Here is a 19,058-nt window from a genome sequence, read left to right on the forward strand (position 1 = left end):
CTAAATGAAAAAGTTACTTCAAAAATCTGTTTTTATACTACTATTCTTATTACCAGCTCTATGCTTAGCTCATTTTCCAAATCAAAGTTATATCTTTTTACGAGTTTACGAAACTAATGGAATCGAAGGTCGATTTGAAATTAATATTAGAGAAATCAATAAGGTATTTAACTTAGACTTAAGAGATAATGTTACTGATGAAGAGATTGCCCCATACGCGGATAAAATCAAAGCTTATGTGCTTCAACATGCGGCATTTTCATCTAAATACGGAAAACACAATATAGCTTTAGGTAAATTAGATTTGTTTCCTTTAGCCCAAGGTGCTATGGTTCAAGTCTTTTTTAAACTTGAAAACATGCAGCAACTCCCAGATTTGTTGAATGTAAAGTATGACCTTGTCTATGAAAAAGATGATACGCATCGTGGTTTTTTAGTTACAGAATATAGTTGGGCAGCTGGCGTTATAAATGAGGAAGCAAACATTTCGTTAAGTTTTTCACCAGACAAAACAGAAGACACTTTAGATCTTACTGATACTTCAAAATGGAAAGGTTTTGTAGCCATGGTAAAACAAGGTATGTGGCATATATGGATTGGTATCGATCATATTCTGTTTTTATTAGCTTTAATATTACCATCTGTCTTACGGCGTATGAGAAAACCAAAAGAAGCAACCGTATCTTCGAATTCTTTTACAATACAATCGTCTACTTGGACTCCTGCCAAAAACTTTAAAGACGCTTTTTTATATGTTATAAAAATTATTACATTTTTTACTATTGCACACACTATAACATTAAGTTTAGCTTCACTTCAAATTGTCAGTTTACCTTCAAGGTTTGTAGAATCTATTATTGCGTTATCAATTGGTTTAGCTGCTTATCATAACATTAGACCAATATTTAAAGGTAAAGACTGGATTATTGCATTTATTTTTGGACTCTTTCATGGCTTTGGATTTGCTAGTGTTTTAGCAGATTTAGGCTTATCATCAGAAAATTTAGGGATTTCCCTCTTTGGATTTAATGTTGGTGTAGAAATAGGTCAGTTACTCATAATTGCAATGATGTTTCCAATTTTATTCCTGCTTAGAAGAAGAAAAATCTACAAGAAAATACTTCTTTATGGTTCTATCTTACTGATTATAATTTCATTATATTGGGCTATAGAGCGCATATTCGATATTAATCTAGGTGTAGAACAACAATTAAGAAAAAGTATCCAAGATATTCTAGTTGCCATAGGATTGTGGTCTTAAATACTCATTTTGAAACTTGTCCCTAATGAAAAATGAAATAGATAAAAAATCGCTTCTTAGCCAGTGGAAAAAACAAAAAGATAAAACTACTCCAACCACACCTAAAATTACAAAGGTACCTGATGGTGAAGCTATCCCGCTGTCTAGAGGGCAAGAACGCCTTTGGTTTCTTCAGCAATTATATCCCGATAATTCGTTTTATAATCATGCGGAATCATTTACAATACTTGGTGATTTAAATGTAGAATACTTATCGAAAAGTTTCGACTTAATTATCGAGCAACATGATGTTCTAAAATCTTATTTCCCTGTAGAAGAAGGAAAAACTACAATTAAAATTAACTCTGATTTTAAGCTAACAATAAATCAGCAAGATTTCAGTGAGTTATCATTACAAGATGCGAAACAGAAAGCAACTAACTTTATTGAAAAGGAAATTGTAACTCCTTTTAATCTAAATACACCTCCACTTATTCGTGTATCTCTTACAAAACTATCTAACTCACATCATATTTTATCGATAAACATTCATCATATTATTATAGACGAATGGTCTATGAAAAATATAAGTAATTTATTATCAAAGTATTACACAACACTTTCTAATAATGAAATAATAGAGACCGCCAAACCACAAATTCAATATCAAGATTTTGCTTATTGGGAACAACATAGAACATTACCATCAAAACAAATTGATTATTGGAAGACGAAATTATCTGGTACAATTCCTGTACTAGAATTACACACTGATTATAGGCGACCTTTACAGCCTACATTCAATGGAGGACATTATACGTCTAATTTGTCTAAAAAAGATTCAGAGGATTTATTAGCATTTGCTAAAATAATGAAAACAACTCCTTTTGTGATTGCGCTTTCGCTTTTCAAAACGTTGCTATATAGATACACTAAACAAAAAGATATTTTAATTGGACTACCGATTACCAATAGAGATCATAAATCCTTGCAAAATTTAATTGGTTTCTTCGTTGATACTGTTGTTTTGCGTACAAAATTTGAAGGTCACAGCACCTTTACACAACTTGTTTCTAAAGTCCGTAAAAATACTTTAGAAGCATTTTCTAACAAAGCAATTCCTTTCGATTATCTTGTTAAGGAGTTGTTACCGAATAGGTCTTTAGCAATGAATCCATTTTTTCAAGTCATGTTTGTTTATAACAATGAAGAACGAGACTCTAATTTTGGTCCAGATATTGAGTTTAAAAAAGAAGAAGATATTCTTTTAAAATCTTCTAAATTCGATTTAACTCTATTTGTAAATGAAAAAGATGGTTTATTGTCTACAACCTTCGAATTTGCAACGGATTTATTTGACACATCCACAATTAAACGTTTTTCAGAGCATTACAATCTTTTAGTGCAGGCTGTGATTTCTAATTCAGATGTTTCAATTTCCGAGTTACCAATGCTTACTAAGCAAGAAAATGATTTATTTACTTCAACTAAAGCAGTAAAAAACAATTCCTTTAGCACCTCCACAGGTATACATCATATTATAGAGGATATAGTAAAAAAGCATCCTTATAATACTGCTGTATCATTTGGTTCAAAATCATTAACCTATGAAGATTTAAATAACAAAGCAATTGCTTTAGCGCATGTTATACTTGCAAATAAAAACGAAGAAGATACTATTATTGGCTTATCAATAGAACGCTCAACAGCAATGATTGTTGGATTATTAGCGATTCTAAAAGCAGGATGCGCATATTTACCGATTGATCCAGACTATCCTGCAGAACGAATTGATTTTATTTTAAAAGATGCAAAAGTAAATTGTATTATTACACAAGATAAGTTAATTCCAATTTTCAATAATTTTAATGCTGATTTGATTTCTATTGATAATCTCAAAAACGTAAATTCTCATAAATTACCTACAGTTTCAAATTCTAATTTAGCTTATGTTATTTATACCTCTGGAAGTACAGGAAATCCTAAAGGAGTTCCTATTACACATAAAAATATTATAAATTCTACTGCTGGTCGTTTAGACTTTTATGATAGCAATCCTACTGCGTTTTTATTAATGTCATCTATTTCTTTTGACAGTTCTAAAGCAGGAATTTTCTGGACACTTTGTACAGGTGGAAATCTAGTAATTTCAGAGATACGATTAGAACAAGATATTGAACAGATTGAAACGGTTATAGAAGAGCAAAAGATAAGTCATACATTGATGTTGCCGTCTTTATACCACTTGATTATTGAGCATTCAGACATACAAAAGCTTAAGACTTTAACTACTGTAATAGTAGCAGGAGAGGTCTGTTCAGTATCCTTAGCTAAAAAGCATTTTTCTTTTTTACCAAGAGTGGATTTATATAATGAATACGGTCCAACTGAGGCAACAGTTTGGTGTATTGCTCACAAGATTTCTGAAGAGGATGTAATACATGGAACTATTCCAATTGGTAATAGCGTTACTCATGCAGATATACAACTTCTAGATTCTGAACTTAGACCAGTTCCTTTTGGTGCTATAGGAGAACTCTTTATTGGAGGCCAAAGCTTGTCTGGTTATTATATAAACAGACCAGATTTAACTAAAGCAACTTATATAAAAAACAATAATGGTAAGTTATTTTATAAAACGGGAGATATAGCTAAATACAATTATAAAGGAACTATTGAATTTTTAGGACGTATAGATCAGCAAGTTAAAATCAGAGGTTATCGTGTAGAGCTTGATGAAATAGAGCATACATTAAATACTAATAAAATGATAAAAAAGGCTGTCGTTGTTATTGAAACCACGGATAAAAACATAAACTTAGATCCTAATGAAATAATAGAAACCTCAAATCTTGCTGAGTTATTGAATATGCATCTAAAAGAGCAAGATATTGATAAATTAATTGGCTCTATAAAAGCATTAGACACCAATGAAAAAGAATACTTATTAAATCAAATCAAATAAGTAAGTGCTATGAAGAGAATAAAAAGAACAGAAGCATTTCAGGTCACTTTAGAAATTAAAGATGATAATTATATTAATCCGCCAAAAGTAGCACAAAGAAACGCTGTAGTTAATAGAGCACTTAAAGAATTTTCTGCTGAATTAAACTCACTACATGAACAAACAAGAAAATTTGTGCCTGGTGAAACTGTTGCAGATGATAATATTGGACTTTCAGAACGAGGGCAAGCACATTTAAGTGCGCAAGAGATTATGGAAGATTGGCAAATTCCTCTTATGGAAGCTATGGCAAAAGCTATTGCAGAAGACGGAGGAGATATCTTGGAGGTTGGTTTTGGTCGTGGTATTTCTGCAGATATGATCCAAAAACATCCTATAAATTCTCATACTATTATAGAATGTAATGACCTTGTAGTAGAACAACATTACAACCCTTGGAAAAATAAATATCCAACAAAAACCATTTATTTAAAGCATTGTCTTTGGCAAGATTGTATTGATAACTTAGGGTTATTTGATGGTATATTTTTTCATACATATCCTCTAAACGAAGATGAATATATGCAATATGTAAATGCAAGTATTACGTTTGCAGAACATTTCTTTCATCATGCAGCAAATCATTTAAAACCTGGAGGACGTTTTACTTATTTCTCTAATGAAATTCAATCTTTAAGTAGAGAGCATCAACATATACTATTAAAACACTTTTCGTCATTTAGTATCCATGTCATTCGTTTAAATATGCCTGTAGATGTAAAAGACACATGGTGGGCAAACTCAATGGTAGTAATAAAGGCTATAAAATGACACAAGAATCTTTAGAACATAGACTAGATGAGTTATCTAAAGCCGATCATCAATTAATTCTTTTAAAATTAAAGGATTTAATTTCTAGTGCTTCATATTCTGACACCACTGAAAAACCAAAACGTTTGGTCGCCTATATTGAAACAGAACAGTCTTTTGAATCTGATAAAATAAACACGTTTCTAAAAAACCGTTTGCCAGAGTACATGGTACCTTCTGCTATACATATAATTCCTAATATGCCGTTGCTTCCTAATGGAAAAGTGGATAGAAAAAACTTAAAACCTGTAAAATTAAAAATTGCTCAAAACGCAAAACCAACTGTAGACTCTAAAATTTCACATTCTGAAGTAGAACAACAACTTATAAAAATATGGGAAGAGGTCTTAAATTTTTCACCTGTACTAACGGAAGATAACTTTTTTGAAATTGGTGGTGATTCAATTTTAAGTATTCAAATTATTGCTAAAGCTAGAAAGTTAGGTGTTCAGCTAACTGCAAACCAATTATTTGAACATCAAACGATTGCAAAACTTTCGCAAACACTATCAACAAAAGAAACTGAGAAAGAAAAAGAAACTTATGAGTTTTTGGTCCCTTTAAGAGAAGAAGGAACTAAAAAACCATTATTCTGCATTCATTCTGGTGGAGGCCATGTCGTATTTTACAATCTACTGGCAAAGTATATGACTTCAGACAGACCTATATATGCTTTAGAACCTTCTGGCCTTTATGGAGAACGAACCATGCACAAAAATGTTGAAAGCATGACCATCGATTATATGAAAGCTATAAGATCAGTGCAATTCGAAGGCCCTTACAATATTTTAGTATACTGTTTTAGTGTTACTGTTGGTAATGAAATGGCAATAGAATTTAATAAACTTGGACATAAAGCTAACATCATTGTAATGGACACTATGGCATCACCATGGACCCTCAATACGCCAATGAGATTAAAAGCTAGAATGAAATCTTTTATTATTCGTTTTGCAAAAAATCCTTTTGCAAGTATTAAACATTTCTTTGAGGACAGACTATGGCATATTAAGCCATTACTTGTTAAATATTTTGGAAATGATGACACAAGAGATTTAGAGAATTTACAAGAAAATTTAAGGCAAATATGTTTGGCTTATGAGTTTAAGGATCACCATAACGACATCTCATTGATATTAACTGAAAAACCGCATCAATCTCTGCAACAAGTTATAATAGATTCTTGGAAAGAAATTACAAAAGGTGATTTTAAACTCTATTACACCGAAGGTAATCATAGAACGCTTTTTATAGAGCCAGACATACAATTTGTATCTAAAAAAATAGAAGAAGCTTTGGTTGAATAAAACATAAATCGAAAGCATGTTTGCATAACATGAAATATTCTGAAACTCATTTTATTCATTTAAAACCTAATACGACACATCTCTGGTCTATTAATTTCGTTGTTGACGGTAATATGTATACCAAGTATCATAATTTGCTATCTGAAGATGAAAAGCTACGTGCCAGCAAGTTTAGATTTTATAAGGATAAAAGGTGTTATGTCGTTACTAAAGGAATTCTTCGATTACTCTCAGGGTTTTACTTAAACAAGGTCCCAAAATCTATTTCATTTGAATATAAAACCTATGGTAAACCTGAATTTAAACATCAAACAGATTTAAACTTTAATGTATCGCACTCAGGTGATATGGCTGTTATTGCATTTGTTTATGACCATGCTATTGGTGTTGATATAGAAAAAATAAAAAACGATTTTGATACGCTTGAGATTGCGAGTAACTTTTTTTCTAAAAAAGAAATATCAGCACTTCAAAAAATTGCTCATGCAAAACAACACATTGCATTCTATCGCTGCTGGACCCGCAAAGAAGCTTTAATTAAAGCAAAAGGAAATGGTTTATCTTTTCCTCTGGATCAATTTTCTATGACTTTAGATTCAGATTTAGAAGCAGAGTTATTAGAAACCAAATGGGATCTTACTGAAAAAAATAATTGGCAACTTTTATCTTTCATTCCAAACCAAGGTTATATAGCTGCTCTTATAGTAGGATCCATTGTGAATAATGTGGATTATTTTAATTGGGACCATAATCTAGTATAAATCTTGTGATAGCATTTTAAAGTGGTTGTAGAGAATGAAAAAATGTATAATTCCTAAAATAAAGGTCTGTAAACCTGAATTTTATTGTTAAAACAATAAAATTCAATAACTTTAAAGCGCTATTAATTCAAATACTTTTATGAGAAAATTACTCCCTTTTATGCTATTAGGCATTTTTGCCTTATCACTTAATGCTCAAGTCAACTCAAAAATTACTGAACTAGAATATCCATTTGCAGCACCAGGAACCGAGGTTTCAAGAGGTGTTTTTGGTAAAGATGATCGTAAAGAAATAAAAGATTCCGAAGGCTTTAAAGACTTTGCTAGAGCAACAGCTGTAATGATTAACAAAGAGAGTGTTTACAATAATGAATTTTATTCGTGGTCACTTAGAGAACGTTTACAAAGACAATTTGGAACTAATAGATTCGACGAAAATGTAAAATTCCTAGATCAGCCGGCATTAGGTTCTTGTACTGGTTTCTTAATTGCAACAGATATTTTGGTTACCGCTGGGCATTGTATCAACTCCATGGAAGACGCCAACAAATTTGTTTGGGTTTTTGATTACACAAGTGATTCCGATTTTATTGATGGGAGACGCTTAAGGTTTAAGGACCAAAACATTTATGAAGTTGAAAGTATAATTACTTCTAAACTAGATGACGATACTGATGATGATTATGCCATATTAAGGCTTAATAGAAAATCAAACATAGCACCTTATCGATTTAGAACAAGTGGCACTGTTTTAGAAGATGGAGCTATCAATACTATTGGAAGTCCAACAGGCTTACCTCTTAAACTAGCAACAAATGCTATAGTTATTGATAATTCACCAAGTAATTGGTTTAAAAGTAATATTGATTCCTTTCCTGGTAATTCTGGCGGTCCAGTATTTGATCAAAACGGATTTATTGAAGGTATTCTTGTAAAAGGTGCTGTTGAATATAGCGGAAGCAGATATACTGGTGATTACAAATACGATTCAAATTGTGATTGTGTAAAAACTGTTCAATGGAACAACGTAAATTATACAGCTGGTTGTCAAGCTCATAAAATTACTGCTGTTCCTCCTTCACCTCTTGTCATGGCTGTATATGAAAATTTAGAATATGCAATAAACAATAATTTAAAAGAGCGATTTAATTCTTGGAATATTTATAGTTGGATTTATAATTATAATTACAGTAACCAAATGGGTCGTCTAGAAAACCTAGCACTTAATAACAATAATCTTTATTTTTTTCAATCTATATTAAGTACTACAGCCGAAACTTTATCTGATGATAATTCGAGAGATTTAATTGATTCAGCTATAGCCGATAATAATTTAAAGGCTCTTAAAATTCTGTTGAATAAAAACCTTTTGGCAGATGCTGGGATTAATTCGAAATACACAGCTTTACAGAGTGCTATAATCAATGGAAAAAACTTAGTAGTAGAAACCTTAATATACTATGGCGCTGACACTAAAATAAGGACGTCTAACGGAGATACATTATTACATATAGCAGCTAGAAATGGAAACCTTAACCTTGTAAAAATACTTCTAAAAAATGGCTTAAATGCTGGCACAAAAAACAATAGTAAAAAACGACCAGAACAGGTCGCTAAAAAAGCTAGACACAAATCTTTGGCAAAGTATTTGAAGAAAGCTAGAAAAGGTAGACTGTAATTTACAGGTTATCATAATTGAAATTTTAAATTAGCTATTAATGTTTCACATCAAAAAATCTATTCAAGAAATACTAAATAAATTTCAGTATATATTAATTGCGTTATGGATTATTTTATTTACACAAAATATGTATGGTCAAAATAATAGTTATATAGAATTACTTGATGAAAATATAGCACTTAGAGATTCATGTTTAACAAATCGAAGCGACTACAGTAAATTAAATTTAGCAAAGATTGAAGCGACAGTTACACTAAATAATTTAAAAATTCAGGTTGAAGCAAATTATAGGAATAAAGAATTTAACACTTTAGAAGGTTTTAATCAATTTGATTTTAAATTTTGGCTACTCTCTAATGATGCTTTTAAAAACCAAGGAGACTTTAAAATTAGACTCACCTACTCTATTAAGAATTTAACTATTGAACAAAATTATATTATATGCATCCGTTATATAAATCCAAATTCAAAAGATAGAGGGAGTGATAATAGTCCAGATTATGTGAAACTAACTGTCTATTTTGGTACAGATAGAAATCATACAAATTCCAAAGATTTAAATGAGGTTTTTGGACCTAAACGATCTAAACTAAGTTATGGTGTTGTGGAAGTAAGTATTCCTCATGATCATAGAATTGGAGAAATAGAGAGTCCATCCATTTGGAAATTTGAATTTTCTGAAGACCCTTCAAAACATGTAATGTTGCAAGAGATTGCGCTTTTAGAAAAGCAGAAATTTTTCAAAAAATTAGCTAAGGATATCCAAAGCTCTAAAAAAAAGAGCACATTCTTATTTGTTCATGGTTATAATACATCATTCAGTGAAGCAGCAAAACGAACAGCACAAATATCGTATGATTTAAAATTTGATGGTAAAGCTGTATTTTATAGCTGGCCATCTCAAGGATCTACATTTAGATATGGCAAGGATGAAGAAAATATAGAATGGTCTCAAATTAATATTAAACGTTTTTTAGAAGATTACCTTTCTAAATCTAAAGCTAAAGAAATTTATTTAGTGGCGCATAGTATGGGTAACAGAGGCTTAACAAATGCCATTGTTGATATTATGGAAGATAAACCAGAATTAAGATCAAAAATCAAGGAGATTATTCTTGCAGCACCAGATATCGATGCTGATGTATTTAAAAATGATATCGCTCCCAAAATGGTCTCTAAAACTAAAAAACCAATTACATTATATGTGTCATCTGACGATTTAGCTTTAAAAGCTTCAAAATTGTTACATGGAAATGCAAGAGCTGGCGATGCAGGTGAAAAAATGGTAATATTAAATGGTATTGAAACTATAGATGCAACGGGTATAGACACAAGTTTTTTAAGTCATTCCTACTTTGCAGATACCAACTCAATTATCTCTGATATATTCGACATTATACAATCCGGGCAGCGCGCATTAAAACGAAAAAGACTATCCGCAATAAAATTAGAAGATTATATATACTGGAAAGTAAAACAGTAATGTAATAAAATCCAAATTAGCTATTATGAAAACAACTTACAATAAAACAATTAAGTTATTAATATTAGGTTTCTTTATCTCTGGAATTTCGATAGCCCAAGAGCGCTATAGAATAACTTACGATTATAAAACCGAAAAAGTCAATTACCTATTGTTAGATAAAAACAGTAATGTCATTGACACTTTAAATAACCCTAAATTAAAAAGAAACAGTTTAGTAGAGCTTAAACTAAGAAACATAAATCCATTTGCTGTGCAAGTGCGAACAGATGTAAAAGAAGAAGATTTAATTTCTTCTGGACAAGGTTTTAATTTCAGCTCATTACTTGGTGGCATCAACTCTTTTACTGGTGATAATATAGATTTAAACACCTCTAATCTACCAGATAGTGGTTTATTTAAATCAGAAGCTGGCACACGAGGAAGTGCATCGGCAACAAGTAATTTTAAAGATTTAAATAATACTATAACTAATGTTTCGGCACTAAAGACCACGCTACTTTCTAATCTTTTAAATCCGAATTTAGACAAAGAAAGTATTCTTAAAAATATAGTTGAAACTGCAGATGCAGAACAAGATGTGAGATTACCGAGCGCCAAAGACAACTTCTATGTGTATATAGCTAAAGTTGAAAAATCAATAAAAGAAAGTCGCTCTGATTTAGAAAGTAATATAAACATAATGTCAAATGCAGTAGAGTTAGAGATTGAAAATGACATTGACCTCTCTCGAGGACAATTAGTCTCAAGAAATATTGCTCTAGGAGACTTACAACGCTTAATGACTAATTTAAATCAGTCAACAAACCAAAGTCTTAAAAGTTTAGAAGAATTAAGATCTTTATATACAGTTTTAGAAGCTTCAAATTTTGAACAAACTTATGATTATGAAATAACCGCAGATAAAGTGAACATTGAATTAAAATTTGTCCAAAGTGATTTTTCTAGCAACATTGAAAATGATGCCTCACCAACAACTCTAAAGACAAGAAATATAAAACTATTTTCAAAAGGCGGTTTTAAAATCAATACAAGTGTTGCCATGACATTAAATAATTTTGGATCAAAATCTAATGATTATTTTATTGATGAAAGCGGAGTTATTGGAGCCGATCAAAATGACTTTTTTGTACCTAACCTTAGTACGATGATTAACTTTTACCCTTTTATGGGAGAGAATTTTAATATCGGAGGGAGTTTTGGTTTATCGATACCTATTTCTGGTAATGATAATGTAAATGGTGTTAATTTTCTATTTGGTCCATCTTTATTCTTTGGTAGTAATAGTCGCTTATCATTATCTGGTGGATTAGCTTATGGTCCTGTACAGAAACTAACCAATGGATTAGAAGCTGGTGACAGCACCTCATTTACAAGTATCGATAATTTTACTAAAAACGTTTACGACTTTGGGTATTATTTTGGTATCTCATTTAGTCTTTTTGATATAAATTAATAATTATGAAAAAACAAATATTCTTTATAATAGCCTTAGTATTTAGCTTAAATGTTATGGCAGATAAATACGGACTCATTATTGCTGTTGGAGATTATCCTGCAAAAACAGGCTGGTCTTCTATAAGCTCTGCTAATGATGTTCCTTTAATAAATAGTACCTTACTAAATCAAGGCTTTAAAGCAGAAAATATCACGATTTTAAAAAATGAGCAAGCCACAAGGCTAGGTATTTTAAAAGCTATTGAAGATTTACAATCTATAATTAAGCCAGGCGATATTGTTGTGATTCACTACTCTGGCCATGGACAACAAATCTTTGATAATAATGGAGATGAAATTGATGATAAAGATGAGTCTATTGTACCTTATGATGCTTTAGTAAGATACACATCTAACTACAAAGGAGAAAACCACATAAGAGATGATGAGTTAGGCAATATTATAGCAAACTTTAGAAACACTCTTGGAAAAAATGGGCAGTTATTAATCTTATTGGACAGCTGTCATTCTGGTTCTGCCACAAGAGGCGGAAAAGCCAGAGGTGGTGAAGCCACATTTGCTCCACCAAATTGGACACCAACTTCAGAAAAAAATACTCCAGGAAGTGGCTTGGTTGAAACTACAAAAGTAAAAGAAGATGCATCCCCTTTTGTGATGCTTTCTGGTGCTTCTGCAGACGAGTTAAATTATGAATACGAGGGTTACGGATCTTTAAGTTTTGCATTTTCTAAAGCTATGAATGAGCTTGGCAGCGATTTTACTTATAGAAAATTATTCTCTGCTATATCTGCAAACATGAATGTGATATCACCTAAGCAAACACCAACCATAGAAGGTGATGCTGATTATAAATTATTTAAAGGTGAATATGTAAAACAACAGCCATATTTTGAAGTTTCAAAAGTAGCGAGACCAGATATTATAAAAATAAACGCTGGTAAATTACAACGCTTATTCGTTGGAACAACGATACATATCTTACCAGCAGGCACATCTAAAGTAGAAGACACAAATATTATCACAAAAGGTACAATCACTCGTGCAACATTTAATGAATCTATTATAAAATTAGACACTCCTCTAAGTTCTGAAAACGAAAAAGAGTTTTGGGTTTTTGTAGACAAACCATCTTACGGTGATTTAGCCTTAAATATTTACTTTGACAAATCCTTAAAATCTAAAGGCATAAAAGAAAACGTAAAAAAATACCTATTAGAGAATAAGTTAGGCGAAATTGTGAAAGATTCTGCTAATGCGGATCTTATTATTGAAGAATTAAAGAAAAGCACCGAACTTTCAATTATAACCAGAAATGGTGGAAACAGTGTTTACTCTCAAACACGAATCGATGGTGGTTATAACCCTAAGTCAGTTACAGAAACAATTTTCAACTATGCACAAGGGAGTTATTTAAAAAAATTGAAACTCGATAATTTAAATTATGAATTCGAATTTAGGCTATTGCCAGCTCAAAAAGATGAATATACTGATGAAGTAACAATGATAGAAGAAACTTCTTTTAACAATGCTTCAGGTAAGTTTCAGGTAAATACGACCTCAGATGCCGTGATTCTTCAAGTTACCAATAAGAGTGATAGACCATTATACTTTAGCATCATTGAGATTAATTCTAAGGGAGAAATTGCACCGTTTATGCCAAACGACAGTTGTACACTAAACAATAACGAGCGCCTTATTGCACCTGGAAAAACCATGACCTTTGATGATTGTATTTACACCTTTGGAGATCCTTACGAAACATTAATTTTAAAAGGGTTTGCAACTACATCGCCTATTAATTTTAGACCAACTGTAAAGTCTCGAGGAGTTGCTGATGGTGCTCGTGGCACTAGTGATCCATTAGAAGGTTTTATAGGGCAAACCTATACACAATCTAGAGGTAGTAGTGGCTCAACAACTACAGGCCCAATTGATGGCTATAGTACTGAGTTTGTTTATGAGATAGTTCGAACAAAGCAATAAGACATGATAAGTCTACTATTTCTTATTTTATTACTAGTAGTTGTTCCAATAATATAATACAAGAAGTCGTTTTATTTAATACTAATAACATTCCGCAATATGGTGTTATTAGAAATGCAAATCATGAAGGTGGGGAGTTTATCTTTTTGAAACGTGATTAATAATACTTAAATTAACATTAATATATAAAATTAGAGGTCATGAGATTGGTAAACATACTTTTATTAGGGTTTTTAGTTCTATTTAATAGTTCTAAAGACAATAAACTAGGAGGAAAGAGAATATCGACAAAGCCCACTGGTGATTTATTCATAATTTCAATAGGTATAAACAAAACTGAGGCTTTTAGCTCTGATTTTAAATTTTGCAGGAAAGATTCTGAAGATTTCATTAAGAAAATAGCTTCTGATATTGAATTAGAAAAAACTACGCTTTCTAGGCTTAAAGAAAATGGAGAAATAGAAAAGCTAAAAAAAATTGCTAAATCTAGAAAAAAATATATACGAAAAGTTTATCCTTATATTCTATTAAATGAAGAAGCAACAGTCGAAAATATAAAAAATGCGTTAAAAAAAGTTATAGCAAAAGCAACAACTAATGACTACTTTATTTTCACATTTAGTGGTGTTTCAATAGAATCAGAATCAGGAAGAACCTATTTATTACCCTATGTTAATTCAAATATGACACCTGTTGGATTTGTTGAAGAACCAAAAACTACTAATAATTTATTTTCATTATTAGAACTAGCTAATTTAATGGATCAAATAGCCTCAAAAGATCAATATGTAATTTCTGAAGCAGGTATGGGAAAAACATTTGGTCAGAACTTAATGTTTCGTTTATTCGAATCAAATCCAGAAATTATAGCAGGTACAGATAGAAATAGAATTATTATAACTACTAATGGCCCTGGTTATGATGGTGGAGATTGTGATAATAGACAAGTTGAGAATGGGAAACTTTTTGATTTCATTATAAACATGCCTAAAAGTCATCAAATTATAACTAATTATAAACGATTTCAATCTAATCTATATAATACTGAGGAAGAATGTAATTCAACACGCATACCTGATTATGTTAAAATTTATAATGAGGCTGATTATAGAGATATGTTATTGAGGTATAATCAAGATTCAAATTCTAGAGGATCAAAGGGTACAAATGCAAAAAAAGATGAAGATTCTAAAAATGAAAAGCCTTCTCAAACTTATGCATTTATAATTGCTTCTAATAACTATAATAATCAACAAAAGAATTGGGCAAACCTTAAAAACCCAATCAATGATGCTGAAAGTTTTTCTAAAGTTCTAGAAGAAAAATATAATACTAAAACTAAAAAAGCTTATAACAAGAATATGGAAGAAATCTTAAAAAGTTTTAATGAATTTAGAAAACAGATTCGAGAAAACGATAAACTCATATTTTTCATTGCAGGTCATGGCTATTATAGTGAGCTTCTTTCCGATGGTTATTTAGTTTTCAAGGATAGTAAATCATTAGATGAAGATTACGCATTAAAAAGTTATTTATCAATGGCCACAATGAATAGATTGTTATATGGTGTAAATGCGAAACAAGTTTTTTCAATATTTGATGTGTGCTATGGTGCCAATTTTGAATTAAATAATGCAGATCTATCTATAGAGAACTATTCTAATACAGAATTTGATAATGGTATTGCAAATTTCATTTCAGAAACTGACAAAAAAGTTTCAAGAATCGTTTTAGCTTCTGGGGAATATGAAGTCCCTGATTATTGGAGTAACTCTTTGAACCACTCCCCTTTTGCTGATAAACTCTTAAAAGCTTTCGAAAACGAAAAAGACTTCATTTCACCTGGGAAAATCTATTCTTATGTGAGAGGTAATACAACCAAACCTATTTTAAAGAAGTTTGGAAAGCATGAACCAACAGGTGATTTTTTACTAAAGGTTTTAAATTAATGTACAGTGAAAAAAAGCATTTTATATATAATTATATGCTTTGTTACCTTACAAAGTTCATTAGCTCAAAATGATAAGGACTTAATTGAACTCCACAAAGAAAATCTTAAAGATCTATATAAGCAAAGAGGTGCTCCAGAAGAATGGGTAACCACTGGTAGAGTAAACGAAGATTATTTAAGCTGGTGCATAGACCATTACAAAAAGAAAACAGCTTTGTTAGTATATTCTTATGACAACGATTCTTTAAGAATAAATTTATTCGATCAAAGCGAAAAGAAACTAGAATCATCAATTGCAGTTTCAAAAGAAACTCTAATCCAACAAATAAATAACAGTAATTTATTTTTCTCCAAAACAAATGGAGGTATTTCTCCGAAAATGAGAGGATCTTCTCCAATTTCAGTACCGAATAAGAAACTAAAAAGTAGTTATGAATATATCAATAAAACACTTTTTCCAGATGAATTTAAGCTAACTTCTTACGAGCACATCATCATAGTGCCAACTTTAAATATTTCAATACTACCTTTTTATGCACTCAAAATTAATGACGACTACATTATTGATTTAATGAGTTATTCTATAGCACCAAGTTTATTTGAGCTGATGGTTTCCAATAAGGTTAATCAGTCCGACTATTCGTCAAAAAAGGTGAGCTACAATTGGAACAATGCTCTCTTTGTAAGTAATCCAAAATTTCCTAATGATAGTATATGGGAATTTCCAAACTTACCAGGTGCGGAGAAAGAAGTAGTACAAATTACTTCAACCTTTAAACCTAATAGTTTTACAATTCTAAATAGAGAGGCAGCTACAAAGAAAAAAGTATTAGAATCTATTTGTGATTATGACCTACTCTACTTTGCTACACATGGAATTTCTAATTCTGAAAACCCAATGGAAAGTAGTTTTTTAGTGTTAGCAGATTCAGAAAACTCTTCCTCTTATTTATCACTCAGCGAGATTATGAATGTGCGTTACGATTGTATGCTAAAGTCTGACCTCGTAGTTTTGAGTGCTTGTCAAACAGGACTTGGAAAGTCGCATGAAGGTGGTATTATTGGTCTTGCGCGTTCATTTCAAATTGCAGGTGCAAACCACGTGTTAATGAGTTTATGGAATATTAGTGATAATGAAACAGCAACGTTAATGAAATTCTTCTTTAATGAATTAAAAATAGTTAACGAATTGATGCCTCATGAAGCGCTTAGAAATGCTATTTTAAAATATAAAAATGAAGTAAATGATGATCCAAAATATTGGGCGGCATTCTCAATTTTTGGTGTTCCATATTAAAATAAAATGCTATGAGACAGCTTTACTTCTTAATATTTCTTTTATTCACTAGTATAAGTTCTGCCCAATCCAAAGAGGTACTTCAGCAACAATTTGACCAACAAATAGCAGAAACAACGCAATTAGCTAAAAATGGTCAACTACAAGAAGCTATTAAAAAATGAGAACTCGCAAAGACCTTTGCTTTTGAGAATTTTAAGGATTCCAACAGAAATCAGCAAAACATTTTAAATAAGCTTAATTTTTATTATAGATTTTTAAATGACTATAAAAACGAATTGGGAACGAATATTGAGCTTTCAAAAATTAGAAATGCGGATTTAAAAAAAGAACAAGAAACCTATACCAATTCCTTTAAGGAACTCTCCGAATATTATCTCAGTTTTGAAAATCCCAGAGCAATTATTCCAATGTTCAAAAGTGTTAATAAAAACCTCTTAAGCGATACTGAACAGGCCTTTCAATACCGTTTTGAAAACGAACGTGCTACATTTCTTCAGAATAACATTCTGCCGTTTATAAATTTATTTCAATCATTTGCTTACAAGACCAATTATAGATATAAAAGCTTTAACCATATAATTACTAATAATGCCTTAGTGGCAAAAGGTGTCTTATTAAATTCTTCAAAGGATATTTTAAAAAATCTTGAAAGCTTAAATGATGACGTCATAAATAAAAAAATAATAGAGTACAGAGACGTAAAAGATTTTACAACTTTTCAGCTAAGTCTTAATGAAAAAGACCGAAGCGAACAGCTAGTAACAATGCAAGGTCGCTTAATAGGTTTAGAGTCTGAGCTGGTATTATATCACAAAAGACATTTTCTTGAAGACTTCACCTTAAAACGCGAATGGAGACGCACTCAACTTAAAGAAAATGAAGTTGCCATTGAGTTTGTACGGTTTAATTATTTTAATAAGAAGTGGACGGATAGTACCTTTTATGTCGCTCATATCATAAAAAAGAACCCTAACTCTTCGCTTGAAGTCATCCCGTTATTTGAAGAAGAGGAACTTCAAAATATTATAAAAGGTACTTCATCAAATAAAATGAATGATTCGAGAGGTTCAAAGGCACGCAGAATCAACAAAATAACTACAGAAGGCTTATATAATCTCATCATTAAACCTCTGGAAGAAAATCTCAATGGAGTTAAGACAATTTATTTATCACCAGATGGTATATTACACCAAATTGCTTTTGCAGCTTTAGCAAATTCTGAAGGTAAATTACTAACAGAACGTTTTAATCTTGTTCAGGTTAATAGCTCTACCTCCATTAAAAGAGTTACTAAAGAACCAAGAACTAAAACTGCACTTTTTATTGGTGGTATCGATTACAGCTATAATGCAGATGGAAAGCCAATAGCGAAACAATCTGCATTACCAGAACTCAGAGTTAGAAATAGTAACAGAGGAGAAAATGAAAATTGGCCATATGTGAAAGGTACCAAAGACGAAATAGAAAATTTGACCACCCTTTTTAATTCAAAAGGAAAAACATCAAATTATTTAACGAATAAGACTGCTAATGAAAAGGCTATAAAAAACTTAAGTGGAGATAGTCCAAATATTCTACATATAGCTACGCATGGTTTCTTCTATGAAAATTCTTCTGATAGCAATAAAGTTAAATCCAATGAATATAAAAGCTCTACCAATCCTCTAGTCCGCTCCGGATTGTTATTTGCAGGTGCTAACTATGCCTGGCAAAATGGTAATAATCCTTATGAAAAAGAAGATGGCATACTTACTGCATTAGAAATATCAAACCTAGACTTGTCAAATACAGATTTAGTAGTACTCAGTGCTTGCGAAACAGGTCTGGGAGATATAAAAGGTAATGAAGGCGTATATGGTTTACAACGAGCTTTTAAAATGGCTGGTGCAAATATGATACTAATGAGTCTTTGGGAAGTACCAGATATTGAAACAGCTGAATTTATGACGAGTTTTTATGAGTTATGGCTAGAGAATAATGCGATTCGGCAAGAATTTATTGAAACACAGAGAAAAATGCATAAATTATATCCAAACAACCCAGATAAATGGGCTGCTTTTGTATTGTATGAATAAAAAAT

At 31.2% G+C, this 19,058-nt stretch carries 13 protein-coding genes; all 13 read left to right on the forward strand.

What is annotated here, in order from left to right; all coding sequences use genetic code 11:
• Positions 1-4 precede the first annotated feature (4 nt).
• The 13 genes from WPG_RS17185 to WPG_RS01960 all read left to right on the forward strand — a co-directional run bounded on the left by WPG_RS17185 (position 5) and on the right by WPG_RS01960 (position 19,053).
• On the forward strand, positions 5-1,261 hold the full coding sequence (locus WPG_RS17185) for a HupE/UreJ family protein (RefSeq protein ID WP_052471121.1): 1,257 nt from the start codon (positions 5-7) through the stop codon (positions 1,259-1,261).
• A 25-nt stretch (positions 1,262-1,286) separates the two neighbouring features.
• Positions 1,287-4,205: a non-ribosomal peptide synthetase gene (locus WPG_RS01910; RefSeq protein ID WP_045468659.1), complete on the forward strand. Its 2,919-nt coding sequence runs from the start codon at positions 1,287-1,289 to the stop codon at positions 4,203-4,205.
• Positions 4,206-4,214: 9 nt separating this feature from the next.
• A complete protein-coding gene (locus WPG_RS01915) occupies positions 4,215-5,015 on the forward strand; it encodes an SAM-dependent methyltransferase (RefSeq protein WP_045468663.1) in 801 nt (266 codons plus the stop codon).
• Positions 4,973-6,361 carry a phosphopantetheine-binding protein gene (locus WPG_RS01920; RefSeq protein ID WP_045468666.1) on the forward strand — a complete coding sequence of 463 codons (1,389 nt, stop codon included), beginning with the start codon at positions 4,973-4,975 and terminating at the stop codon, positions 6,359-6,361. Before WPG_RS01915 ends, WPG_RS01920 begins: the two co-directional genes overlap by 43 nt.
• Positions 6,362-6,390: 29 nt before the next feature.
• Positions 6,391-7,122: a 4'-phosphopantetheinyl transferase family protein gene (locus tag WPG_RS01925; protein WP_045468669.1), complete on the forward strand. Its 732-nt coding sequence runs from the start codon at positions 6,391-6,393 to the stop codon at positions 7,120-7,122.
• 139 nt (positions 7,123-7,261) lie between these two features.
• Entirely contained in the window at positions 7,262-8,800 is a 1,539-nt protein-coding gene (locus WPG_RS01930; RefSeq protein ID WP_045468672.1) for a trypsin-like peptidase domain-containing protein, read from the forward strand.
• Positions 8,801-8,840: 40 nt separating this feature from the next.
• Positions 8,841-10,286, forward strand: coding sequence for an alpha/beta hydrolase (locus tag WPG_RS01935; protein WP_052471122.1), 1,446 nt, complete (start codon positions 8,841-8,843; stop codon positions 10,284-10,286).
• A 25-nt stretch (positions 10,287-10,311) separates the two neighbouring features.
• Positions 10,312-11,742, forward strand: coding sequence for a hypothetical protein (locus tag WPG_RS01940; protein ID WP_045468675.1), 1,431 nt, complete (start codon positions 10,312-10,314; stop codon positions 11,740-11,742).
• Positions 11,743-11,747: 5 nt separating this feature from the next.
• Complete coding sequence (locus tag WPG_RS01945) at positions 11,748-13,727, forward strand: caspase family protein (RefSeq protein WP_045468678.1); 1,980 nt, start codon at positions 11,748-11,750, stop codon at positions 13,725-13,727.
• A gap of 200 nt (positions 13,728-13,927) precedes the next feature.
• Positions 13,928-15,676, forward strand: coding sequence for a caspase domain-containing protein (locus tag WPG_RS01950; RefSeq protein WP_045468681.1), 1,749 nt, complete (start codon positions 13,928-13,930; stop codon positions 15,674-15,676).
• Positions 15,677-15,682: 6 nt separating this feature from the next.
• Positions 15,683-16,975 carry a CHAT domain-containing protein gene (locus tag WPG_RS01955; protein ID WP_045468684.1) on the forward strand — a complete coding sequence of 431 codons (1,293 nt, stop codon included), beginning with the start codon at positions 15,683-15,685 and terminating at the stop codon, positions 16,973-16,975.
• Positions 16,976-16,986: 11 nt separating this feature from the next.
• Positions 16,987-17,139 carry a hypothetical protein gene (locus tag WPG_RS18140; protein ID WP_171817144.1) on the forward strand — a complete coding sequence of 51 codons (153 nt, stop codon included), beginning with the start codon at positions 16,987-16,989 and terminating at the stop codon, positions 17,137-17,139.
• A gap of 114 nt (positions 17,140-17,253) precedes the next feature.
• Positions 17,254-19,053, forward strand: a complete 1,800-nt coding sequence (locus WPG_RS01960) for a CHAT domain-containing protein (RefSeq protein ID WP_045468687.1) — start codon at positions 17,254-17,256, stop codon at positions 19,051-19,053.
• The last annotated feature ends 5 nt before the right edge of the window (positions 19,054-19,058 follow it).

The sequence above is a fragment of the Winogradskyella sp. PG-2 genome (assembly GCF_000828715.1).
GTDB lineage: Bacteria > Bacteroidota > Bacteroidia > Flavobacteriales > Flavobacteriaceae > Winogradskyella.